Origin of the sequence: Streptomyces sp. NBC_00536 (assembly GCF_036346295.1) — a bacterium.
Lineage (GTDB): Bacteria > Actinomycetota > Actinomycetes > Streptomycetales > Streptomycetaceae > Streptomyces.
Genome location: NZ_CP107819.1, coordinates 1,156,531 through 1,179,668, shown reverse-complemented (window position 1 = coordinate 1,179,668; position 23,138 = coordinate 1,156,531). Strand labels below are relative to the sequence as shown.

Sequence of the window (23,138 nt, the reverse complement as noted above, 5' to 3'; positions counted from 1 at the left end):
CTGACTACTTGCCTCCCGGCTATTTGACGCTTCACGCTTCACGCTTCACAGGAGAGCGACCGGATTGACCGGTGATCCCGTCCCGCCGGGGACGTCGAGGGGCGTCACGACGATCATGAACTCGTAGCGCCCCGCCTCCGCGCACGCGGCGGACAGCGCCTCCAGGTCCAGGTTGTCCAGCAGGGGCACCCCCATGGCCGCGACGGCGAGGGCGTGCACGGGGGAGTGGACGCCCTCGACCGGGGAGGGCCGGACGTCGCTGTCCCCGTCCGCGCCGAGCAGGCTGATCGCCCGCTCGGCCAGCAGGGGCATCGCGTCCACGTGGAAACCCGCGCTCGCCGCGTCGACGTCCCAGGGACCCAGCTCGCGGCGGCGCCGGAACCGGCCGGAGCGCAGCAGAACCGCGCACCCCTCGTCGATCGCGACGCCGAGCGCCCGCTCGGCGGAGATGACGTCACGGGCGTGGACCGCGTGTCCGGGCTCCAGCCAGTCGGTCCCGAGGACGACCGGCAGGTCGAGGAGCACGCCCCTGGTCACGAGCGGGCCCAGCGCCGCCACCGAGCCGAAGCGGGCACCGCCGGAGCCGATGACCTCGCGCGCCGGGATGCCCCCGTAGAGCAGCCCCCGGTAGGCGACGTGCGACAGCGCGTCGAGGTGGCTGACCGCCTTGCCGTGGTAGTCGACGGCGAGGAAGTCCTTGTGGGTGGCAGGTTCCGGGGGCTCCACATCGCCGAGGTCGGACATGTAGTGCAGGGCGGGCTTGGCGTTGTCCGGGCCGGGCCGGGTGTTCCAGGGCAGCCCCAGGGGCACCGCCGTACCGTCCCGGACCAGGGCGGCGGCCCGCCGCACATGATCCGGGGTGACCCGGTTCCAGGCGCCCCGGTCGGCCGCGGCCCAGCGCCCCCACGTACGGACCGAGTCGAAGAGGGCGTCGAATTCCCGCCGGGACACCCGGGGAACCCCGGCGGGGTCGGTGCTCACGGGCATGCGGCGCTCCAGTCTCGGCGGGCGGCGGGGCGACCCGCCGTTTCCGCATCCCTACCCGCTCCCGGCAGCGGCCGGACACCCGCGGGGCCGTCCGGCGGGCCTTGACCGGGTTTGCAGGCGCGCGGAGACTGGACGTAGTACGTGTGCATCGTAGGTATACGCCGCTCCGCTCCCTCTGACGGGCGCCGGCGGCGGCGAGGTCGCGGCTCCGCGACCCGAACCCTTGCCCCGAGCCGGTGCCCCGCACGGGAGACGCACCGGCACAGTCACAGAGGGGAGGCCGCGCGATGGCCCTCCACAGACTCCAGCACCACCCTGTGGGCCCGGTCCGCACGCGCTTCTGGGCGGAGACCGCCCTGGGAACCCTGTCCGGGCTGCTCTTCCTGGTCACGCTCGTCTGGCGCGACTGGATCGAGCTCCTCTTCGGCGTCGAGCCCGATTCCGGGAGCGGCGCCCTTGAGTGGCTCATCGTGGCCGTTACGGCCCTGGTCACCGTCCTGTGCGCCCTCGGCGCGCGGATGGAGTGGCGCAGAACCCACCCAGCCGGCGCGCTCGCCTCGCGGTAGCGGAGCCGGGCTGAGGCGAGAGGAGGATCGCCATGCCTGAGGACGTGAGGGAACTCATCCGGAAGACGCCGCTGAGCTTCGTCGGTACGGTCACGCGGCTCGGTGACGCGCGAGTGGCGGACGTACCGGTCGACGAACGGACCGCCGTGGTCCAGGTGGACGCGGTGCTGCACGCGCCCGACGCCTTCAAGAAGCTCGCCGGCAGCGAGGTCACCGTACAGCTGTCGGCGGAACTCGACCCGCCGGCCGTCGGCGACGCGGCCGCGTTCTTCACCGACGGAACGGTCTACGGCCGGGGACTCGCCGTCCATGAGGTCGGACGGCTGCCCGCGGACGCGGTCCAGCCGCACCTCTCCCGCGCCGCCAGAACCGCCGACGCGATGCCCTTCTCCGCGCTGGAGCGCGATATCGAGGACGAGGACATGGTCACGCACGCCGACGCAGCAGACGCGGTCGTGATCGGCGTCGTCGTGGGCCTGGAGCAGGCGGGCCCCAGCCGGGCGGGCGGCGAGCGGGCGAGCGCCGAGAACGTCTCGGAGCACGCCCCCAACTGGTGGCTCGCGCGGCTCGACGTGGGTCACGTGGAGCAGGGGGAGGTCGCCGAGGGGCCGATCACGGTGCTCTACCCGAACAGCCGGGACTTCCGCTGGTTCCAGGCGCCGAAGCCGCACGCCTCGCAGGAGGGAATGTGGTTCCTGCACGCCACCGAGGGCGCCCTGGCCGAGTGGGCCCCGTTCCAGATCCTCCACCCCGATGACTACCAGCCGGTGCAGAAGCTTGAAACGCTGCAGGCGGCACGGAGGTGAGCGGACATGCCCACGCTCAAAATCGTCAACATCACTCCCGTCGCGCTGAGCGGCGACCGCACCCAGGACGCCGAGCCCGACCTCGCCGTCAACCCTGAGCACCCCAACGAGGTGGTCGCGACCGCGTTCACCCCTGACCCGATGGGAGGCTCCCTCGCCCCGGTCTACGTATCCACCGACGGCGGCGACAGCTGGATCCTGAGGAGCATCGTCCCCGGCGGTACCCCGACGCTGGGCACCGGGGACATCTCGGTCAGCTTCGCGTCCAAGGGCGGCGCCCTCTACGCGGGCATCCTCAACGCCAAAGCCTCCCTGCAGGACATCCTGCGCATGCAGATCCTGCGCTCGCCGGGCATCTCCTCGACGGCGCCCATGGAGGTCCTCGTCTCCCGGGACAGGCCGGACCAGCCGTCCGTCGTGGCCGGGAGCTTCGAGGTCAACGGAGTCACCCGCGACCGCGTCTACGTCGCCAACAACGACCTGGGGCGGAGCCCCAGGAGCGCCGCCGTGGACGTTTCCGACGACGCCCGCACGGCGCCGGCGCCCGCCGGATTCGCGCGCAACCGCGTCGAACAGCGCACCCCGGACGGCCAGGACGGGCCGCCGGTACGGATCGCACTCCACCCCGAGGGGACGGTCTACGCGGCTTTCGAAAGCTGGCAGAACGCCACCAACGGCGGCGGCGACATCGTGAACGTCACCTTCGACGTCGTGGTCACCCGTGACGACGGCGGAGGCGTCGGGACGAACCCCTTCCAGGACCTGAAGGACGCCGACGACTCGGCCATCGGCCAGCGCGTGGCGACGGAGCGGGTCGAGAAGTTCAACGTGTTCATGGGCCAGGAGCGCCTCGGCGGCGATCTCGCGATCGCGGTGGACCCCACGGACGCGGCCCGCGTCCGGGTGGCCTGGTGCGACCGCGTCGGCGCGTCGGCGGGGGTCGGCTGCATCCTGCACGTCCGCCACTCGGCGGACTTCGGACAGGCCTGGTCGGACGACGCCCGTACCCTCACGAACGCCAAGAACCCGGCGCTGGCCGTGAACACCGACGGCTTGCTCGGACTGGCCTACCAGCAGTTCGGTCAGGGGCAGTGGGCGACGGTGCTGGAGCTGACGGCCGACGACTGGCAGACCCCGCCGGAGCGCCACGTGCTGCACCAGGCGCCGGCCAATGTGCCCGTGGCAGGCTTCCTGCCGTTCCTGGGCGACTACATCCGGCTGCTCACGGTCGGCCGCGACTTCTACGGGGTGTTCTCGGGCAACAACACGCCCGACCACGCCAACTTCCCGGAGGGCGTGACGTACCAGCGCCACGCGGACTTCGTGAGCCACCAGTTGCTCGACCTGGACAACGTGACGCGGGTACCCCCGTCCATCGACCCGTTCTTCTACCACCGGACCGCATAGGCCTGGACGTGGGCCTGGCGCGGTTGAGGCGCCCGCCTGGCGGGCGCCTCAACGTACGTCACGGCACTAGGTGCGAGCGGTCAGGCAGAACTGCACGAGCCCGGCGTCGACATCGAGGACGATCTTCTCCATCTCCGCCCACGGCGGGTGGAAGCTCTTGCCCCACTCGACCGTGAAGGCCAGGATCTTGCCCTTCTGCGGGTCGACGATGTGGCGCGCGTAGGCGTAGTCGTCGCTGGTTCCGCAGGTCGGGTACAGGTCGAAGGCGGACTGGGGGGTGTACACCTTGCCCCGGACGCCCTTCAGCGCCTTGCAGAACTGCTCGGCGAGCACGGCGGAGTCGTCGGCATCGGTCTTCGGGACGAACTCCGCGTAGAGCAGGTCCTGTTTCAGTCCGCGCTTGCCGTCGAAGGCGGGGTTCTGGAAGTTCCTGTTCGGATCGATGGACTGGTTGTTGTCGTCGCCCCACACATAGAGCATGTCCTGGGTGTAGCTGTGCACGTCGACGAACCAGCGGGTCCGCGGGAACGCGTCGAGCAGCCAGCGGACGTTGCGCGTCTCGGGCTCCGAGAAGGCGCTGGGCCCCTGGTACACCTGATCCAGGTCGCCCGGGTCGGTCGAGACCCGGACCGGGGCGTCCGGGTGGAAGGCGGTCCCGAAGTCGAAGAGGTGGTCGTAGTTGCGGTTGATGTCGACGCCGATCGCTTGCGGGTCGCCGCCGGACTGGGCCGGATCGCGGTTCCTGCGCCACATCGGATCGACGGTCTGGCTGTAGTGCCGGCCGTCCGGATTGACGAGCGGGAACACGACGACGTCGAGTCCGTCGAGGATGCCGCGCACCTGGGCGGAGCTGAAGCTCGTACCGCCGTAGGCGAGGCCCGTACCGCCGCTCCGCGCGTGCAGGAGGTCGGCCGCGAGGTTGACGAGGATTTCGCAGCTGCCCCATTCCCGGGCATGTGCGCCGCCGATCAGTACGACGGCGTCGTTGGCCCCTCGCTGGGCGGCGCCGATCCGCAGCGCGTGGGCGGCCCGGCCCTCGAAGGAGCGCTCGGGCAGGTCGATGAGGTCGCAGGTGTCGGGGAACGCGGTGGCCAGGCTGGTCACGGCCGACTCGACCTCGGTGATGTTCAGGTACGGCATGGCGTCCCTCCTAGGCGTACTTGGTGTCCTGCACCTTGAGGGCGAGTCCCTGGGGAACCGCGTCCGCGGGAGCGAACCGGTCTCCCTCGCCGACCTCGGCCTGCCGGGCGCGTCCGGTGGCGGCGGCGTCGCCGTCCAGGGTCCTGACCGTCACGCCCTCGCGGGGGAGGGCCCGGGCCTTCTCGGGGGATACGTAGGCGTCGAAACTCAGACTGCCGTCCTCATCCCGGCCGACCCGCCCGCCGACGTCGGGACGGGTATCGCGTAGGAGCGCGCGCAGGGTGTCGGCGTCCTTCACCGTGACCCGGACGCGGAGGATCGTGTACTCGTTGGACATGACGGGCCTCCTTCGGGCGCCGTCGGGCTCACATCAGCGGTACGTGTATGTCCGATGTGTATGTCCGATGTATACCTTGTACCCTCAGCCTGCGCTTCCGCCGTAGAACGAGTCAAGGGGCGCCTCGGGCACCCGGCTCAGCAGGGCGTCGAGGCCCGCGATCATTTCCTGCTCGTCGTCGTAATCGGCCAGTCGCGGGACGAGTGCGCGCAGCCGCGGGTACTCGGCGGCGGGCATCCGGTGCAGCCCCAGGCGCAGCATGAGGTCCGGCTCCTCGGGGTTGTCCACCGTCTGGCGCTTGTCGACGAGGAGGCAGCCGAGGATCCAGGCCACGAACGCGCGGTAGATCGTCAGCGTCGTGGCGTCGTCGAAGCCGGCCCGCCCGAGCACTTCGAGGATGTGCTCGGTGAGCCTGAGCACCGGCGCGGGGCGCCGGGCCACCGGCACGCTGAGCGGGCGCGTGGCCACCACGGGCAGGATCTCGGGGTGGGCGTGCACCGCGGCGGCGAAGGCGCGGGCGATCCGGCGCAGTTCGGCGCGCCAGGGCGCGTCGCCCGATGTGATCCCCCGGTCGGCGCGGATCTCTTCGGCCGAGGTCCGCAGCCGGTCGTTGACCTCGGCGAAGAAGGCCTCGACCAGGCCGTCGAGCAGGGCCTCCTTGCCGGCGGTGTACCGGTAGATGGCCATCGGCTCCACGCCCAGGTCGACGGCGAGGCGCCGCATGGTCAGCCGGGCGAGCCCTTCCCGGTCGACCAGGGCGACGGCCGCGGTGAGCACCAGCGGGCGGCTCAGGTGCCCCCGCCTCTCCGGGACGTCCTGTTCGGCCATGTCGGTACTCCCCTCACGGGCGACCTGCGCATGTAGGGATACCAACCAAATATAGTCCATAATTGTACGGAATATCCTGCCGCCGCTCGCGAGGCGCCCGTCAGGAGGGTGTGCCGCCGGAGGCGGTGTGCCAGGGCGCGAACGCGTTCTTCAGCCCGGCGAGAGACGTGCGCAGCTCCGGGTAGTGCCGTAGCAGGACGGTGATCATGCTGTTGTCGTCGATCCAGGCCATGCCGGCCTTGGAGTACACCTCGGGGGTGTAGTAGTCGGTGAAGAACCGGTCGCTGTTCAGCCGGCGCGAGGCCATCAGGATGAAGATGCGAAACGCCGTGTCGCTGAAGGCGAATCCGGCCGGGAGTTTCTCCGCGTACATCCCGACCGTCAGGTCGACCTTCTCGATGTCGCCGTCGTAGAGTCGCTTGATCTCCTTGGCCCACACGGGGTTGTCCGTCAGCTCCTCGAAGCTCGCCGCGGGCTTCAGCCGCAGCAGTCGCCGGAACGCGTTGTAGCGGGGGACGCCCAGTTCCCGGCTGCGCAGGATGTCCGTGGCAGCGAGGTCCTGCCGGTTTCCGTCGGGGCGCTCGAAGTCCTGGAGGAACGTGGGGAAGTTGTGCAGGGTCACCAGTCCCGGGTGGAGGGTGCCGAAGCTGTAGAGCAGGTTGGCCATCCCTTTGGTCTTCAGTACGTTGAGCGCCTCGGGCCCGGCGATGTCGCGGAAGGTGCACTCGCTGAGGGTGGAGTCGTCGGTGGCGGAGCGCAGGTGCCAGTCGTCGCGGATGAGCGGGTGCATGCGATAGACGGCCACGAACTCCTCCGTGAGGGAGTACGGGATGCCGTAGTGGTCCGTCTTGCTGCCGGGGATGCCGCTTACGGTCTCGCTCTCCGAGATCCGGCCGAAGAGGTCGTGGACGCGCTCGCCCGCGATGCCCCACCAGTTGGCTCGCAGGGCCTTGACGGTGGTGGGGTGGCTGATGACGGCCGGTGTCCACTCCGCCGTGTGGATCTTGGCGAGGAGCGCGGCGTTGACGAGCCGCGCCCGCTGGAACAGCTCCTCGTCATTCCAGGACGGGTAGGCGGAGTGCAGATGGTCGCAGATCGCGTTGTGCTCGTGGGCGAACAGGTTCTGCATCATGACGAGGCCCAGCCAGAAGCCGGGCATGCGCGAGGGGTCGCGGGAAGGATCGGAGGAGAGCGGGCTCGACGCGTTGTCGAAGAGGTGCAGTTTGCCCATCTTGCCGGTGCGCAGCTGGAGTTGTTCCGCCTCGTCCGTCCCGTAGATCTGGGACGCGTCCCACCAGTGGGACGAGACGTTGACATGGGTGTCGGGAGTCCCGGCGGGCGAGCGGGGGTCCCGGGTCGGGTCGTCCGGTGTCCGCATGATCAGCATCGGGCGGTCCGGCCACGGATCGTCGTCCATGAGGGGGACGTCCCAGGGCCGGTCCTTGGGGCTGGTTCCGTGACTGAACCAGTCGTGGACCATGAACTGCAGCCAGGCGGCCACCAGGGAGTTGACCGACTCGGCCGGGATCAGCTCGTGGCGGGTGAGGAGGGCGCGGCTGACCTCGCGCGGGTTCGGCCGCGACAGCACGCTCTCGGGCGTGGCCGGGACGATCTTGTCCAGCGGGATGTTCCGGCCGAAGCGGGTCCCCGCCATGCCCATGCGCGGTTCGTCGAGGTCGTTGTGGCTGCCGTCGGCGGTCCGGTTGACCCGGTGGCTCTCGGAGGGCGGCGCGGGTTCGGGGAGATTGACGGAGGGCAGTCGGGAAGTGTCGTGGAGGTTCTTCTGCCGGAGTTTGACCCGCAGCCCGAGAAGGACCAGCAGGCCGGGCGTGACCGCCAGGTTGTTCCAGCCGGTGCGCCGGTCGACGAACTCGGCGATGCGGATGATGATCCGCCAGGGCAGGGACGATCGGTATCCGGAGCCGGACCGCCCGGGGGCGGCGCGTCGTTGCGTACTCATCGTGGTGCTCCTCGGATGCTGCTGTGTGTGGGGGCCCGGTCAGGTCGGGTGTCGCGATGTGGCCACGGCGGTTCGCGTGCGCGACACGTCGCCGAGGATCACGTCGCTCGCCTTCTCGCTGATCATGTAGATCGGAAGGGCGATGAAGAATCCGGGAATGCGGGGGAAGACCGAGGCGTCGACGATCCGCAGGCGGTCCACACCGCGCACCCGGAACCGGCTGTCCACGACGGCCGAGGGATCGTCGGCCCGGCCCATCCTGCAACTGCAGGACGCGTGATGGCCCCATGCCTCGTCCTGTACGAAGCGGCGGACACTCTCGGTGCCGGCGACCTCCTCGCCGGGCCACAGCTCCTGGCGGATCACGGAGGCGGCGCCGCGGTTCATACCGCGGACGAACTGCACGGCGGAGACCATCGCTTCGAGGTCCTGGGCTTCGTCGTCCGTGCCCTCGGCGAAGGAGTGGAAGTTCACCAGCGGGGTGTCCCGGGGGTCGGCGGAGCGCAGTCGCACCCGGCCGTTGGTGTTGTGGGTCCGGCTCTTGAGGATGGCCCACGTGAAGCGGTCCCGGTGGCGGGTCAGGTCGCGTGAGTAGCCGGGGTAGTAGCCGCGGAAGTCGAAGGGGCCGCCGAAGACGAACAGGTCGGGGGCGTCCAGCGACGGGCGGGACTTGCGGGTGATGCCGACGACGGCGCCGTTGGTCGTGTACAGGCCTTCCCCGTACTGCCAGGCCCGGTAGCAGCGGTCCGGTTCGGCTCCCGGCCGCGGCGCGTGGAAGTCGCAGTCCTTGATGACCGGGAACGCGCGGTCCATCTGGCTCACCACGCCGATCTCGTACCGGTCCTGGAGGTTCGCGCCCACGCCCTGGAGCGCAACGCGTACGGGAATGCCGTGCCGTTCCAGCTCCTCAGGCGGCCCGATGCCCGAAAGCATCAGCAGTTGGGGCGTGTTGAAGGCCCCCGCGGCCAGGACCACTTCACGGCCGGCGAGCGCCCTGCGCAAGGCCGGCGGCGCGGGACCGTCATGGGCGCCGTCCTGGGCTCCGGGGTCGGCGCGGTAGGCGTGCGGCTGGTCCAGGTAGTCGACCCCGGTCGCCGCCCCGTCCTCGTCCAGCACGACCCGCGTCACCAGTGCGTTCGTCCGGACGACCAGGTTGTCCGGGTGGCCGCGCTGTACGGCCCGCACGCGTTCGCGGGCGGCGCTGCGCCGGCCGTCGGCCGTGGAGACCGGGATCTGCCACAGCCCTTGCAGGCCCTCGGTCTGCACGCTCCAGTCATTGGGATCGACGAAGGATCCGAGCCCCTCCAGAGGGGACAGCGGCCGACCGAGGAAGCCGACGAGCGTGTCCTCGGCGGCGGACAGGATGACCTTCAGCAACTCCTTGTCCTGGATGATCAGTTCGGGGTCGGCGAGATGGGTCGGCAGCCACCCGTCGAACCCGTGCCGTGAGTCGTTGCGATACCGGGCCCCGACGAAGGGGAGAAGCTCCAGGAGGGCGGCCAGCAGCCGATTGCCGGGGGGCTCCTTGGGTCGGGGGCGGTACGTACAGCGCTCCAGCCGCTCGAAGTACCGGCGCATGGCATCGCTGCGCCATGACGCGTCACCGGTCTCCCGCGCGATCTCGTCCCAGTCGCGGTTGTACGGGTAGACGGTGATCAGCGCGTGATGCGCGGTGCAGCCGCCGACGGTTCCGGCCCGCGGATAGAGGATGCCCTTGCCCGGTACGAGCTTGCTGTCGCGCAGTTGCTGCTGTTCGTCCGCGTAATGCCGTACGAAGTAGTCCCAGCGCTGGACGGGGTCCTCGGAGGCATCGGCGTGGAAGGCGGGCACCAGGTAGTTGTCGTTCTCCTCGGCGCCGCCCGCGTCGAGGAGCAGGACGCGCATGCCCGCGGCGGCGAGGTTGGCCGCCAGCGGTCCACCGCCGGCGCCCGCGCCGACGACGATGTAGTCGAAGCCCGTCTCGGCCGGCGGGGCACCGGACCCCGTGGTCACTTCCCTTTCCTCTTCCCGAAGCCGGCCGCGCTGGCGGCCAGGGTCGTATTGACCGCTGAGATGAGTGTGGTCAAGGCGGCGGTGCGGGGCGGCAGTTGGCCGCGGATACCGAGCAGAGCGGCGGTGGCGGTGTCACTGCCGTGGATCAGGACGCCCTCACGAAGGTCTTCCTGGAGCCGCTGGCCGCGGTTGGTGAGCAGATCGAGACCGAGCAGGATCGTACGGATCCCGAAGAGCCGGAATGCGTAGACGGCCGCCGGACTGAGGTCGCGGTCGGGGTCGAGGCGCCGGATGAGCACGGTGGGCGTCAGCAGTCCGGTGATGCCGTTGAAGAGCCGGATGCCGGCCAGTGCGTAAACCGAGGCCGGACGGCGGGCAGCGCGTTGGCTGGCCATGGTGTCTCCCTGGAGTGCAGCGGCTTCTGCGGCACAACTAGCCCCCGGGAATGAACTTGAATGACATGAATTACCCCATAGCGATAGTAGTGGGGTGGCTTTGCGCTTGCATGTCGAGGCCGACCGACCGGCCGGCTTCGAGGCGCACCCGTTCGGCGGCTTACCCCTGATCACCACCGGTGACCACGATGGGGCGTGTCGACCGAGTGGGAGCGCCCTTATGCCCGAGGAAGTGAAGCGGTGGCCACAGAGGATGCGGTGGTGGGTGGCGCCGGCACTGGTCCTGTTGACGGTCCTCTTCATCGCCGCGGGCCGGGTGGACGCCGGTCTCGGCCGGATCGAGGCACCGGGATCCCCGTCCGCGACCTGGGGAAGTCTGGTCTCGCTCGACCCGAGCTCCGAGGAAGCCCGTACGGAGGCGCGCACGGCCTGGTGCGTCTGGTTCAGCACCCTCCCCGACCGGCAGAAGCCGCTCATCACCCAGGACACGGACAAGGGCTCCGATCCGGGTCCGCGCGTGCAGTCCTGCCTCGACGCGTTCACGAGCGGGGGACACCGCCGGGTCTTCACCCCACCGACCGGGGGAGCGGAGGCGCGACTGCTGATCCGCTGGTACGTCGGAATCGACGCGGTTCTCGTCCTGCTGTACCTCCTGCTGCTCTCCCGGGCCCTGATCGCCCTCCGCGCCCTGATCCCCCAGCCGGTGGACCCGACGAGCGTCTCTCTGCTCTGGGCCGCCGCGCCCTCCCGGCGTCGGCTCCTGATCGGTGCTCTGCTGCTGGCGGAAGCGGTGGAGGACACAAGCCAATGGAGGCTGTCCGCGCACGGCACGACACCGGACCGGATCGATGACCTCTACCAGATCGTGGGCTGGTCGGCCGTCGCCAAGTGGGCCCTGGTGGGTCTGGCCGCGCTGCTGCTACTGGTGCTGATCGCCCGCACCAGGGTGCTGACGACGCTGCCCTGGCGGGAGAACCTCGGGGTCCTGCGCGTGCAGGTCTTCGTATCGGCCGTGCTGTTGCTGCTCATCGCCGGAGTCGGGACCGATCAGGTGCCGGACATCCAGCTGGGCCTGCTCGACCACATGTCCACCGCGGTCGCCACACCGGTCGCGGTCTTCGTCCTCTCGCTCCTGCTCTGGCGCAGCGTGCACCGTACGGCCCTCACCCAGGACAAGGCGCTGGCCCCGGTCGGACAGTGGTGGGTGCTGGGCGCGGCACTCGTCAGCGCGGCCCTGGGTTTCACCCTCGCCCGTGGCCTACTGGGACTCGCCATCGTCCTCGGCTTCGTCTTCTTCCTGTCCTGGATCGGAGGTGCGACCTTCGGGTCCGACGCGCAGCGGGTCGCCGGGGCCGCCAAGGCCAGGAGGACGACACAGAACCGCGCCGACATGATCACGGGCAGGCGGCGGAGGAGTCTGAGGACCACCGCACGGCTGCTCGCCGCGCTGCCGCTGCTGGTCCTCGGGGTGTTCGCCGTACGTTCCGCCGTGGCGCCGGCCATCGTCGGCCCCCGCCGCTGGCCGGCGGCCCTCCTCATCCTCCTCGGACTGCTCGCGGCCCTGACCGGGCTCGTCCTGCCGTACCTGTTGAAGTGGGCTCACTGGAAGCGGTGGCGCTGGGCGATGCCGCCGTCGAGGAGGCACAGCAGGTCCGGCCTCTATCTCGTACTCTCCCTCGTCTGCGGGCTGTTCGTCGCGTCCTCGGTCGCCACGCTCATCTGGGACCGGACATGGAACCTGCCGGTCTGGGCGGGCCCGATGGCCGTGCTGTCGGTGTTCCTCGGCCTGGCGCTGGTAGGGCTGAACGAACTGCAGCGGTGGTCCGAACGGGCCACACCGGTCCCGGGATTCCGGGCCCTGACGCTGGAGCGCACCCCCGTCTTCGTCCTGTTGGCGGCCTGGTTCCTGATCGCCTCGGTGGTCGACCAGCAAGGCCATCACCAGGTGCGCATCCGGAAGGCCGAGGCCGGGTCACCGGTTCTGTCCAACGGCATGGACCTGGACGCGGCGTTCGAGAGATGGGCCGCCGCCAACTGCGCGACGGCGGCGTCCCCCGCCGATGTGGCGGGTGATCCCCGGACCAACCCGTCCGTGCCCCTGGTGATCGTCGCCGCATCGGGTGGCGGTGTCCGTGCGGCCTACTGGACCAGCTCCGTGCTCGACGAGCTGTTCCCCCCGGGGCCCGTCCGGCCGGCTGCCGGGTCCGGGTGCACCCCGTCGGACGGACGGGCCCCGGTCTTCGCCGCCAGCGGCATTTCGGGCGGCAGCCTCGGAGCGATGTCCTGGATCGCACGGACCGCACCCGATGTCCCGGGCCGGACCCCGAGCCACAAGGAGGTCTTCGGGCACGATCACCTGTCCGGAGCCGTGGCCTGGCTGGCGTACGTCGACCTGCCGCGGGCGTTCATCGGCTTCGGCGGGAAGGACCGGGCAGCCGTGCTGGAGCAGTCCTGGGAGCACCGGCAGAAGGAGCTGAAGGACCCGTTCTACGCGACCTGGCAGACCCGGACCGCCACCGCTGGCTGGACACCGCTGGCGCTGCTCAACGGCACCGCGGTCGAAAGCGGATGCCGGGTGCTGACCTCCCCCGTCCAGCTCGGCGCCTTCGACCGGCCCGTCGGGGCGACCTCCTGTACGCAGCGCCCCGAGCAGCCCCGCCGGTCCGCCGCCAGTCAGGAAGAACCCCAGGTGGGCGGGCCCACCCTGATCGACCTGCGCGGCGGATTCCTGTGCGGGAAGCAGGACGTCAACCGGTCCACCGCCGCGCTGCTGTCCGCACGCTTCCCCTGGATCACCCCTTCCGGAAGGCTCGTCGACGGCACATGCGGGTACCCGGGAACCGGGCTGTCCGTGGTCGACGGAGGCTATGTCGAAGGAACCGGCAGCATGACCGCCGTCGATCTGCGTGAGCGGCTCGACCGGGTGATCGCCTGCCACAACCAACGGGTGAAGGGCGGCCCGGCCGTGGTGGGCTGCAAGGCCACCGGCGGCGCCGTCCCGGCCCGCCCGGTGGAGGTGGTGCTCGTCCAGATCGACAACGGCTACAACAGCGTGGCGACAGCCCCCTCGCCGGGCCGGCCGCGGGAGCTCCTGGTACCGGTCCAGGGCAAGGCGGCAGCGGTGAACACGACGGACGCGAACGTACGCCAGCGGGCCTACGAGGCGTTCGGCTGCGCCAACTATCTGCCGTTCGCCAACGTGCGGGGCCCCGGCACACAGGCACCCCTGGGCTGGGTGCTGTCGAAGAGCGCCCAGCAGGACCTGGACGACCAGTTGAAGAGGCTGAAGGACAAGGCATCGGGTAACAGGCTGACGTTGAGCGGTCAACGTGCCGACACCGCGGCGGCGTGCAGGACTCACGGACAGGTCACGGGCTGGAGCCCTTGAGGTGACGGGCCCGTCACGCCACGTGCTTTCGGGAAATCTGCACATCGTGTGCGTGGCGGGGTGATCGGCCTGCGCGGTTCCGCGAAATGCCGGACTTGTCCCATGCGTTTCGCTTGTGTTCGTCCCTTTGATTCCGTGTGGGTGACGGGTCGCCCGTATCTGTTACTCGATCTTGCGGAGAACTTGTCACCATTCGGTGAATGAAACGCCACACCGGTCGTCCGAGGCGGCCGTTTATGAGTGAGGGGGAGCCGGCCGGATTGGCTGGGTGGCCCGTTCGCGTGCTTTCATCTTGCCCGCTGCGGCCGTCGAAAGAATGGTGGCCAATTTTCGGTCAGCCGGGCCGCCGCTGAATCCCCCCAACAAATGAAAGGTGCGCATTATGCGTAACGACATCGAGACCCGTGAGATCGCCGACGCCGAGCTGGACGCCGTTTCCGGCGGCATCATCAGCGTGTCCGGTGGCCTGGTCGGCGCCGTGACCAGCGACGTCAGTGACGTCGTGGGCGTCGTCGGCTCCCTCCACACCGTCCAGGCCGCGACCGGTCTCGTCTCCCACGTCCCCGGCCTGGTCTCGGGCATCACCGGCGTTTCGGTGAACCCCGGTCACGCCGGTCTCTGATCGGGATAAATCCATGAACCCCGGATCATCCCCCACGGCTCCGGGGTTCATGGGCGCCCGCGTGCCCGGCCGATACGAACGCAGTTGAAGGAATAGTCCGTGCAGTTTCGCCAAAAGGCTCTTTCCCAGCTGCAATCGCCCGAGGAACTCGATCTGCCCGTACGCTTCGCGCGCCCGCAGGGGCGGCTCGTGCTGGCCGTCACCGTCATCGTCATGGCTGCCGCGAGCTTCTGGGCCCTCACCGGCACTGTGTCCTCCAAGCTGAGCGCACCCGGCATCCTCACCCACGCCGAGGGCAGTTACGTACTGCAGAGTCCGGTCGCGGGACAGGTGACCGGCGTCCTCGCCGAGGAGGGCCGACTGCTGGCCGCCGGTGCACCCCTGCTCACCGTCCGTACCGAGCAGGGGGACCGCTCCGTACGCGTGGTGACCGGCGGCCGGTTGACGACACTGGTGGCCAAGGTGGGTTCGGTCGTCGCCACCGGTGCGGACGTCGCGACCGTCGAACGGGTGAAGAACCAGGACGAGCCCCTGGTGGCCATGTTGTACGTGCCGGGCGGCGACGGCTCGACGATCGCGGTGGGCGCCCCGGTCGACCTGAGCGTCCAGTCCGTCCCGCGGCAGCGGTTCGGCGTGCTGCACGGCCGGGTCAAGGCGGTCGGCCGCGCGCCCCAGACGCCGGCACAGATCAGCGGCTTCCTCGGCGACAGCGGGCTCGCCGGACAATTCTCCCGGCACGGCAACCCCGTCGCGGTGCTCGTGCAGCTGGAACGTTCCTCCGCCACCACCTCCGGCTACGAGTGGTCCTCCGCGGACGGGCCCCCGTACGCCGTCGACTCGACGACGCCGGTCACCGGCGCCGTCCACCTCGCCGCGCAGCGCCCCGTCGACTGGCTGCTGCCGTGACCGCCCAGCGGTCAGCGGCGCCCCAGCTGCCGCCCGCCGGGCGCCGGCGCCACCGCCCCGAGCCCAGGGGCGGCACGCGCCGCAAGCCCGCCCCCGCCCCCAAGGGCATGACGCCCAGGACCGTACGCACCCCCACCGTGCTGCAGATGGAGGCGGTGGAGTGCGGTGCCGCGGCCCTGGCCATGGTGCTCGGCCACTACGGCCGCTTCGTCCCGCTGGAGGAACTGCGCATCGCCTGTGGCGTCTCCCGCGACGGCTCGCGCGCCAGCAACCTGCTCAAGGCCGCCCGCGGTTACGGGCTGAAGGCCAAGGGCATGCAGATGGACCTGGCCGCGCTCGCCGGGGTGAGCGCCCCGGCGGTCCTCTTCTGGGAGTTCAACCACTACGTCGTCTACGACGGCACGGGCCGCCGCTTCGGCCGCAGGGGCGTGTACGTCAACGACCCCGGCAAGGGGCGCCGGTTCGTCTCCATGGACGAGTTCGACACCAGCTTCACCGGTGTCGTGCTCACCTTCGAGCCCGGCGACGGCTTCCGCCGCGGCGGCCGCAGGCCGGGCGTCCTGGGCGCCATGCCGGCCCGCCTGCGCGGCACTTCGGGCACCATGGCCGCCGTCGTGATCTCCAGCCTGCTGCTGGTGGCGGTCGGCGCGTCGGTGCCCGCACTGAACCGTACGTACATCGACATGTTCCTCATGGGGGACCAGACGTCCCTGCTGGGCGTGCTGTTCGCGTCGATGGCCGTCACCCTGGTGCTCACCGCGACGCTCACCGCACTCCAGCAGGCCAATCTGCTGCGCGGGCGGATCATCTCCGCCACCCTGGGCAGCGCCCGCTTCCTGCGGCACCTGCTCAGACTTCCGGTCACCTTCTACTCCCAGCGCAGCCCGGCCGACCTGGTCCAGCGCCTCCAGTCCAACGACGCCGTCGCCGAGACCCTCGCCCGTGACCTGGCCGCTGCGGGCGTGGACGCCGTGGTGGTCCTGCTCTACGCGGTGCTGCTCTGGACGTACGACCCCCAGCTCACCGTCCTCGGCGTGCTGATCGCGCTGCTCAATGTCGTGGCCATGCGGATCGTGATCCACCTGAGGGCCACCGGCACGCAGAAGCTGCGCGCCGAGAGCGCCCGGCTGACGAACACCTCGTACAGCGGTCTCCAGCTCATCGAGACGATGAAGGCCACCGGCGGCGAGAACGCCTTCTTCCGCCGCTGGGCCGGACAGCACGCGGTCACCCTCGACGTGCAGCAGAGGCTCGGCGTGCCCAGTGCGTGGCTGGCGATCGTCGCGCCGGCACTGGCCGGCCTCAACAGCGCGCTGATCCTGATGATCGGAGGCCTGCGGGCGGTGGAGGGGCATCTCTCCGTCGGCCTGCTCGTCGCCTTCCAGGCCCTGGTGACCAGCTTCACCGCGCCCATCTCCCGCCTGGGCGGCGTCGCCGGACGCATCCAGGACTTCGCGGCCGATGTCGCCCGCCTCAAGGACGTCGAGAACTTTCCCGTCGACCCGGTCTTCTCGCGGCGCGAGCCCGCCGCGGGCACCGGCACCCGCCGCCTCAAGGGCCATGTGGAGCTGGACCGCGTCACCTTCGGCTACAGCCCGCTGGACGCCCCGCTGCTCAAGGACTTCTCGCTCTCGGTCGGCCCCGGACAGCAGGTGGCGCTCGTCGGCGGTTCCGGCAGCGGGAAGTCCACCGTCTCCCGGCTGATCTCCGGCCTCCACACCCCCTGGGAAGGGGCCATCCGCATCGACGGGATGCGGCTGGAGGACATCCCGCGCGGCGCGCTGGCCGCCTCCGTCTCCTTCGTCGACCAGGACGTCTTCCTCTTCGAAGGAACCGTCCGCGACAATGTCACGCTGTGGGACCCCTCCATCCCGGACGAGGCCGTCGTCGCCGCGCTGGAGGACGCCGCCGTCCACGACGTGGTCGCCCGCCGCCCCGGTGGCATCCACAGCCGTGTCGAGCAGGACGGCCGCAACTTCTCCGGCGGCCAGCGCCAGCGTCTGGAGGTCGCCCGGGCGCTGGTGCGCCGTCCCAGCATCATGGTCCTCGACGAAGTGACCAGCGCCCTGGACGCGGTGACCGAGCAGGTCATCATCGACAACCTGCGCCGCCGCGGCTGCGCTTGCGTGGTCATCGCCCACCGGCTGAGCACCGTACGCGACAGCGACGAGATCGTCGTCCTCGACCGGGGCACGGTCGTGGAACGCGGGCGGCACGAGGACCTGCTGGCCGCGCGGGGCCCGTACGCCCGACTGGTCGAGGAGCACTGACGTGACGTACCCGCACCACGCCACGGCCGCCCCCGCACACCCGGACCGGGCCGCGGCCCGGTCCGCGGCCAGGGACGTCGACGCGGTCGTCGCGGCCCTCGGCGGACTCGGTGCGCCGGTCGACTGCACGGGCCTGCGCAGCCTGTCGCTGGAGGGCCCGCTCGTGCTGTGGCTCGTCGTGCACGGCGAGCTGGACCTCTTCGCCGTCGACGCGGCGCAGGCCGGCCACTGGCACTTCCTGGGCCGGCTGGAGGCCGGCACGCTCCTGCTGGGCCCGGCCGAGGGCCCTGAGCACACCCTGGTCGCCCGGCCCCTCCAGGGGTGCCTGCTGCGCCGCATCGAGCTGCGGGAGCTGCCCGGCCCGGAGTACGGCGCCCCGTACCAGCAGGGGTGGGCCGACCAGGCGGCGTACGGCGCCCCCGCGCCCCGGCTGAGCCCGCTCGACGACGCCTTCGCGCGGGGCATCGGCCGCGGCTTGCGCGTGCTCTACCAGGCACCGCTGGACGGCCGCGCCACCACCGGGCAGGGCGGCGGGGCCGACGACGACATCCTGTGGATGCAGATCACCCCGGGCTCCGTCCAATACGGAGCCGCGTACGAGACGGAGGCGGTGGGCACCGTCCTCGTCGACACGGCGATGTGGCAGGGCATGGTCGAGCAGCAGTACCGGCTGCTGTACGCCCTGGACCGCTGGATCGAGCAGCTCGAACGCGCCCACGAGGACCGTACGGCGGCCGGTATCGAGGCCGGTCAGGCCGCGCGTACCCAGGCGGACCGGGCGCTGCTGGCCTCCATCGGCCGCTCCGGCGGCCGCTCCCGACGGGGCGCGGGCGCCGACGCCGACGCGACCTTCGCCGTGTGCCGCCTGGTCGCCCACGAGGCCCGCATCACGCTGTGCGAACCGGGGTCCGAACCGGGGTCCGCACCGGGCGGGGCGAGTTCCGCTTCCGATACCCCTTCCGGTACCCCTTCCGAGCGGATGGACCCCGTCGAGCGCATCGCGCTCGCCTCGCGGATCCGCACCCGTACGGTCAGGCTCGGCGGGCCCTGGTGGCGGGAGAACAGCGGCCCCCTGGTGGGCCGGCGCGAGCAGGACGGGACGCCGGTCGCCCTGCTGTGGCGGCGCGGCGGCTACGAGGCGGTCGACCCCGCCACCGGCACCCGGGAACGCATCGGCAAGGCAGACGAAGCCGCGTTCGCACCGCGCGCGGTCATGTTCTACCGCCCGCTCCCCGACGGGCGGGTGGGCTTGGCGGCGCTGCTCCGTTTCAGCGTCCGCGGCACCCTCCCGGAGTTGCGCGGCCTCATCCTGGGCGGGCTGGTCGCGCTGGTCCTGGGCGCTCTGGTGCCCATCGCCACCGGCCAGGTGCTCGGCCGGTACGTACCCGATGCCGAGAACGGCCTCATCGTGCAGACGGCCCTGGCACTCATCGCGACCGGCGTCGTCTCGGCCGCCTTCATGCTGCTGCAGAACATGTCCATCCTGCGCATGGAAGGCCGCATCGAGGCCACCTTGCAGCCCGCGGTGTGGGACCGGCTGCTGCGGCTGCCGACGAAGTTCTTCGCCGGCCGCTCCACCGGCGAGCTGGCCAGTGCGGCCATGGGCATCAGCGCCATCCGCCGCGTGCTGTCCGGTATCGGCTCGGTATCCGTACAGGCGAGCGCGGTGGGCACGACGAACCTCGTGCTGCTGCTCGTCTACAGCGTCCCGCTGGCGATGGCCGCCGTCGCCATGCTGGCCGTCATCGCCGCGGTCTTCCTGGGTCTGGGGCTGTGGCAGCTGCGCTACCAGCGTCGGCTGATCAAGCTCGGCAACCGGCTCAACAACCAGACCTTCCAGACCCTGCGCGGGTTGCCCAAGCTGCGCGTCGCCGCGGCCGAGAGCTTCGCCTACGCCGCCTGGGCCCGGGAGTTCGCCCGTACCCGCGAGCTGCACCAGCGCATAGGCCGGATACAGAACGTCATCACGGTGCTGGGCGCGGTCCACCTGCCGCTGTGCACGCTGGTGATGTTCGTACTGCTGGCCGGACCGGCGCGCGGCGCCATGTCCGCCGGCGAGTTCCTCACCTTCAGCACCGCTCTGACGATGCTGCTGTCCTCGGTCACGCAGCTGACCGGCGCGCTCATCTCGGCCGCCACGGTGCTGCCGATGTTCGAGCAGGTCAAGCCGCTTCTGTGGGAGCTCCCCGAGGTGGCCCCCTCCAGCACCCGCCCGGGCGAGCTGACCGGCGCCATCGAGGCGGAGGACCTGTCGTACCGCTACAGCGACGACGGCCCGCTGGTCCTGGACGACATCAGCTTCCACGTCCGGCAGGGCGAGTTCGTCGCGATCGTCGGGGCCAGCGGCTGCGGCAAATCCACCCTCCTGCGCCTGCTGATCGGCTTCGACAAGCCGGTCTCGGGCAGCGTGCTGTACGACGGCCAGGACCTGGCGGCGCTCGACCAGGCGGCCGTGCGCCGCCAGTGCGGCGTCGTCCTGCAGAACGCCCAGCCCTTCACCGGGTCCCTCCTCGACTGCATCCGCGGCGCCGGGACCTTCTCGCTGGAGGAGGCGTGGGAAGCCGCCGCGATGGCGGGCCTGGCCGAGGACATCAAGGCCATGCCGATGGGCATGCACACCATGCTGTCCGACGGCGGCACCACGGTCTCGGGCGGCCAGCGCCAGCGGCTGATGATCGCCCAGGCCCTCATCCGCAAGCCGCGCATCCTGTTCTTCGACGAGGCCACCAGCGCGCTGGACAACGAAGCCCAGCGCGTGGTCATCCAGTCCACCCGCGCCCTGCGCACCACCCGCATCGTGATCGCCCACCGGCTGTCCACGGTCATGGATGCGGACCGCGTGCTCGTGATGTCGGACGGCCGCATCGTCCAGCAAGGCCCGCCCACCGCCCTGCTCGCCGACACGACCGGCCTCTTCCACGACCTGGTCCGCCGCCAGCTGAGCTGACCCGCTGAGACGAAGCCGACCTTCTCCGGGGAGCAGGGCCGCATCAGCAGACGAATCGCGGACGAGCGGGCAGTCGGTCCAGTCCTCCTGGCCTGACACCGGCTATATTTCGATCCGAACGTCCGACATGCGGAGATGGCGTGCACAAGATGGCTGAGGTTGCCGGGGTCGCCGCCCCATCCGACGGCGCCTCCATCCGCGAACCGGTCCCCGGCTGGGTGTACCTGTGGGCCATGGCGATGGCCGTTTGCGGTGTCGTGATCCTGGTCGGCGCCGGATGGCTGGACGCGGCGGCGGTGCAGGCCTGGCGGACCGTCTGTCTCGCCGTCATCGTGCAGGCTCTGCCGTTCCTGCTGCTCGGCACGGCGCTGTCCGGTGCCATCAACGCCTTCGTGCCCGAGGGCGTGTTCACCCGGGTGCTGCCCAAGCGGCCGGCGCTCGCCGTCCCCGTCGCCGGCCTGGCCGGAGTGGTCCTGCCCGGCTGCGAATGCGCGTCGGTCCCGGTCGCCAACAGCCTGATCGGCCGAGGAGTCACCCCGGCCGCGGCCTTCGCCTTCCTGCTGTCCGCCCCCGCCATCAACCCCGTCGTCCTGACCGCCACGGCCATCGCCTTCCCCGGCAGTCCCGCCATGGTCCTGGCCCGGCTCCTCGCCTCGCTCGCCACCGCCGCGGTGATGGGCTGGCTCTGGCTCTGGCTGGGCCGCGAGGAGTGGCTGCGTCCTGTCGCGCGGTACGCCGGTCATCAGACGGGGCGCAGCCGCTGGAGCGAGTTCCGGCTCGGTTTCCAGCACGACTTCCTGCACGCCGGGGGATTCCTGGTCCTCGGAGCGATGGCGGCGGCCACCTTCAACGTGGCGGTCCCGCGCTCGGTCCTCGACGTGGTCTCCGGCTCGCCCTGGCTGTCCGTGCTCTTCCTTGCGGCCCTCGCCATCGTCCTCGCGGTGTGCTCCGAAGCCGACGCCTTCGTGGCGGCCTCACTCACCGGCTTCTCGCCCCTGGCGCGGCTGGCGTTCATGGTGGTCGGCCCGATGGTCGACCTGAAACTCATCGCCCTGCAGGCGGGCACCTTCGGCCGGCCCTTCGCGGTCCGCTTCTCCACCGCCACGACCGTCGTGGCGGTGCTGTCCAGCGTCCTGATCGGAGGAGTGCTGCTGTGAAACGGTCGGCACAGGCGTTCCTGCTCCTCCTCATCGGCTCCGGCCTGCTGCACGTCTCGCTGTTCACCGACCTGTGCCTGAGGTACGTCAAGCCGGGCATGCGGCCCGTACTGATCGTCTCCGGTGTCCTGCTGCTGGTGCTGGCGACGGCGGACGTCTGGTCCCACCGCGGACCGAACGCGTGGCGCAGGCCCACGAAGACCCACGAGCACGCGGCCGCCGACGGCGACGAGCCCAACGACACGGTCCAGCCCGCGCACGCACACGCCCACGGCCACGGCCACGGCCACGACCATTCCAGCGTCCCCCGGGTGGCCTGGCTGCTGTTCCTGCCCGCCCTGAGCCTGCTCGTGTACGCCCCGCCTGCCCTCGGCTCGTACACCGCCTCCCGTGAGTCCGCCAAGGTCGTCACGAAGCAGCCGAGCTTCGAGGCGCTGCCCGCCACCTCACCGCTGCCGATGACCCTCACGCAGTTCACGCGACGCGTGCAGCAGGACAGCACCCAGGCCATCAAGGGACGGACGGTCCAGATGAGCGGCCTGGTCACCCTCGGTCAAGGGCACGACGGCTGGTACCTCACCCGGATCATCATCTCGTGCTGCGCCGCGGACGCACAGTCCGTAAAGGTCCACGTCCAGGGCGCACCCTCCCTACCCGCCGACACCTGGGTCGCGGTCACCGGCACCTGGCACCCCGGCGGCACGCTCGGCACCCAGTCCGCCCCGGTCGAACTCGACCCCGCCACGGTCGAGGAGATCGACCCGCCGGTCAACGGGTACAGCGACAGCCTGCCGCTCGTCCCCTCGCGTTGACAGCCCACTGACGGCAGCCCCGAAACGAAGGCGGGCCTGAACGGACTGGGTCGCTGGGTCGCCGGGTTCCGAAGTCGCACCAGGTCTGTCGAGGCGATCGACGAACCCATCCTGCTCTCCCCTGAGCAGAGTGGCGCGCTCATTCGGTGGGTGGGTGAGCAATCCGAGTACGGGCATAAAATGCCTGCGTTCTGCCTGTCGTTGGCAGCGCCGCGCTGAGGCCGCCAGAGGCCGCCGGGCTTCGCGTCCGAGACGCGACCTTGCCGAGCTGGGCCTTGGCGAATGGGCGATCCCTCACCGGCGGCGCGAGCAGGCTGAGGGTTTGTCGGCCCGGGCCGTGGCCCGGGAGCAGAAGGCGCCTGCTGGGCAAAAGCCCAGGTCAGGCGCCTTCTTTTGTGTGCTTAGAAGAAGCCGACCTTCTTCGGGGAGTAGGAGACCAGCAGATTCTTCGTCTCCTGGTGGTACGGGAGGCACACCCATGCTGACCAGCGGAAACGTCAGTTGATGCGCCCCCTTGGTCTGGGCTGGTCCGGAGCTGGTCCGGATCTTTGCCCGGGCGCTCCTGGCGTGGGTGGGCCGGGAAGTTCTGGGCATGATTGCTGGGAGGCTTCCGTCGTC

The 23,138-nt window shown here is 70.7% G+C and carries 17 protein-coding genes; 10 read left to right on the top strand and 7 right to left on the bottom strand.

Going from position 1 to position 23,138, the window contains the following annotated elements; translation table 11 throughout:
• Positions 1 to 45: 45 nt before the first annotated feature.
• Positions 46 to 987: a cyclase family protein gene (locus tag OHS33_RS04955; RefSeq protein ID WP_330329145.1), complete on the bottom strand. Its 942-nt coding sequence runs from the start codon at positions 985 to 987 to the stop codon at positions 46 to 48.
• 287 nt (positions 988 to 1,274) lie between these two features.
• Here OHS33_RS04955 and OHS33_RS04950 point away from each other — a divergent pair, with 287 nt between their 5' ends.
• From OHS33_RS04950 to OHS33_RS04940, 3 genes are read left to right on the top strand one after another with little or no spacing between them, the layout of a single operon-like run.
• A complete protein-coding gene (locus OHS33_RS04950) occupies positions 1,275 to 1,553 on the top strand; it encodes an ABC transporter permease (RefSeq protein WP_330329144.1) in 279 nt (92 codons plus the stop codon).
• A 32-nt stretch (positions 1,554 to 1,585) separates the two neighbouring features.
• On the top strand, positions 1,586 to 2,359 hold the full coding sequence (locus OHS33_RS04945) for a hypothetical protein (protein ID WP_330329143.1): 774 nt from the start codon (positions 1,586 to 1,588) through the stop codon (positions 2,357 to 2,359).
• Positions 2,360 to 2,365: 6 nt separating this feature from the next.
• Positions 2,366 to 3,766, top strand: a complete 1,401-nt coding sequence (locus OHS33_RS04940) for a hypothetical protein (RefSeq protein ID WP_330329142.1) — start codon at positions 2,366 to 2,368, stop codon at positions 3,764 to 3,766.
• A 66-nt stretch (positions 3,767 to 3,832) separates the two neighbouring features.
• On the opposite strand, the gene OHS33_RS04935 is transcribed toward OHS33_RS04940, so the two are convergent.
• The 6 genes from OHS33_RS04935 to OHS33_RS04910 form a co-directional block, all read right to left on the bottom strand.
• Entirely contained in the window at positions 3,833 to 4,906 is a 1,074-nt protein-coding gene (locus OHS33_RS04935; protein WP_330329141.1) for a M14 family metallopeptidase, read from the bottom strand.
• Positions 4,907 to 4,916: 10 nt separating this feature from the next.
• Positions 4,917 to 5,243: a hypothetical protein gene (locus tag OHS33_RS04930; RefSeq protein WP_330329140.1), complete on the bottom strand. Its 327-nt coding sequence runs from the start codon at positions 5,241 to 5,243 to the stop codon at positions 4,917 to 4,919.
• Between the two features lie 84 nt (positions 5,244 to 5,327).
• Positions 5,328 to 6,071, bottom strand: a complete 744-nt coding sequence (locus tag OHS33_RS04925) for a TetR/AcrR family transcriptional regulator (protein ID WP_330329139.1) — start codon at positions 6,069 to 6,071, stop codon at positions 5,328 to 5,330.
• A 100-nt stretch (positions 6,072 to 6,171) separates the two neighbouring features.
• Positions 6,172 to 8,031, bottom strand: coding sequence for a peroxidase family protein (locus OHS33_RS04920; RefSeq protein ID WP_330329138.1), 1,860 nt, complete (start codon positions 8,029 to 8,031; stop codon positions 6,172 to 6,174).
• A 39-nt stretch (positions 8,032 to 8,070) separates the two neighbouring features.
• Positions 8,071 to 10,023, bottom strand: a complete 1,953-nt coding sequence (locus OHS33_RS04915) for a GMC family oxidoreductase (protein WP_330329137.1) — start codon at positions 10,021 to 10,023, stop codon at positions 8,071 to 8,073.
• Positions 10,020 to 10,418 (bottom strand): hypothetical protein, encoded by a 399-nt coding sequence (locus OHS33_RS04910; RefSeq protein WP_330329136.1) that lies wholly within the window; start codon positions 10,416 to 10,418, stop codon positions 10,020 to 10,022. The genes OHS33_RS04915 and OHS33_RS04910 overlap by 4 nt, the downstream gene beginning before the upstream one ends.
• A 265-nt stretch (positions 10,419 to 10,683) precedes the next feature.
• Between OHS33_RS04910 and OHS33_RS04905 the strand changes: the two genes are divergently transcribed.
• From OHS33_RS04905 to OHS33_RS04875, 7 genes are all read left to right on the top strand, one after another.
• Positions 10,684 to 13,806 (top strand): hypothetical protein, encoded by a 3,123-nt coding sequence (locus tag OHS33_RS04905; RefSeq protein ID WP_330329135.1) that lies wholly within the window; start codon positions 10,684 to 10,686, stop codon positions 13,804 to 13,806.
• Between the two features lie 382 nt (positions 13,807 to 14,188).
• Positions 14,189 to 14,428, top strand: coding sequence for a hypothetical protein (locus tag OHS33_RS04900; RefSeq protein WP_330329134.1), 240 nt, complete (start codon positions 14,189 to 14,191; stop codon positions 14,426 to 14,428).
• Positions 14,429 to 14,527: 99 nt separating this feature from the next.
• A complete protein-coding gene (locus tag OHS33_RS04895) occupies positions 14,528 to 15,334 on the top strand; it encodes an HlyD family efflux transporter periplasmic adaptor subunit (RefSeq protein ID WP_330329133.1) in 807 nt (268 codons plus the stop codon).
• The gene (locus tag OHS33_RS04890; RefSeq protein ID WP_443065224.1) at positions 15,331 to 17,604 is read left to right on the top strand and encodes an NHLP family bacteriocin export ABC transporter peptidase/permease/ATPase subunit; all 2,274 of its coding nucleotides are present in this window, start codon (positions 15,331 to 15,333) and stop codon (positions 17,602 to 17,604) included. The genes OHS33_RS04895 and OHS33_RS04890 overlap by 4 nt, the downstream gene beginning before the upstream one ends.
• A gap of 1 nt (position 17,605) precedes the next feature.
• Positions 17,606 to 20,551, top strand: a complete 2,946-nt coding sequence (locus OHS33_RS04885) for an NHLP bacteriocin export ABC transporter permease/ATPase subunit (protein WP_330329132.1) — start codon at positions 17,606 to 17,608, stop codon at positions 20,549 to 20,551.
• A gap of 233 nt (positions 20,552 to 20,784) precedes the next feature.
• Positions 20,785 to 21,708, top strand: coding sequence for a permease (locus tag OHS33_RS04880; protein ID WP_443065415.1), 924 nt, complete (start codon positions 20,785 to 20,787; stop codon positions 21,706 to 21,708).
• Positions 21,705 to 22,520: a TIGR03943 family putative permease subunit gene (locus OHS33_RS04875; protein ID WP_330329131.1), complete on the top strand. Its 816-nt coding sequence runs from the start codon at positions 21,705 to 21,707 to the stop codon at positions 22,518 to 22,520. The genes OHS33_RS04880 and OHS33_RS04875 overlap by 4 nt, the downstream gene beginning before the upstream one ends.
• Positions 22,521 to 23,138: the final 618 nt, after the last annotated feature.

Bases quoted from the DNA above. Each gene is read 5' to 3' on its own strand.
- OHS33_RS04955 (WP_330329145.1), bottom strand. From the start codon at position 987: ATGCCCGTGAGCACCGACCCCGCCGGGGTTCCCCGGGTGTCCCGGCGG.
- OHS33_RS04950 (WP_330329144.1), top strand. From the start codon at position 1,275: ATGGCCCTCCACAGACTCCAGCACCACCCTGTGGGCCCGGTCCGCACG.
- OHS33_RS04945 (WP_330329143.1), top strand. From the start codon at position 1,586: ATGCCTGAGGACGTGAGGGAACTCATCCGGAAGACGCCGCTGAGCTTC.
- OHS33_RS04940 (WP_330329142.1), top strand. From the start codon at position 2,366: ATGCCCACGCTCAAAATCGTCAACATCACTCCCGTCGCGCTGAGCGGC.
- OHS33_RS04935 (WP_330329141.1), bottom strand. From the start codon at position 4,906: ATGCCGTACCTGAACATCACCGAGGTCGAGTCGGCCGTGACCAGCCTG.
- OHS33_RS04930 (WP_330329140.1), bottom strand. From the start codon at position 5,243: ATGTCCAACGAGTACACGATCCTCCGCGTCCGGGTCACGGTGAAGGAC.
- OHS33_RS04925 (WP_330329139.1), bottom strand. From the start codon at position 6,071: ATGGCCGAACAGGACGTCCCGGAGAGGCGGGGGCACCTGAGCCGCCCG.
- OHS33_RS04920 (WP_330329138.1), bottom strand. From the start codon at position 8,031: ATGAGTACGCAACGACGCGCCGCCCCCGGGCGGTCCGGCTCCGGATAC.
- OHS33_RS04910 (WP_330329136.1), bottom strand. From the start codon at position 10,418: ATGGCCAGCCAACGCGCTGCCCGCCGTCCGGCCTCGGTTTACGCACTG.
- OHS33_RS04900 (WP_330329134.1), top strand. From the start codon at position 14,189: ATGCGTAACGACATCGAGACCCGTGAGATCGCCGACGCCGAGCTGGAC.
- OHS33_RS04880 (WP_443065415.1), top strand. From the start codon at position 20,785: ATGGCGATGGCCGTTTGCGGTGTCGTGATCCTGGTCGGCGCCGGATGG.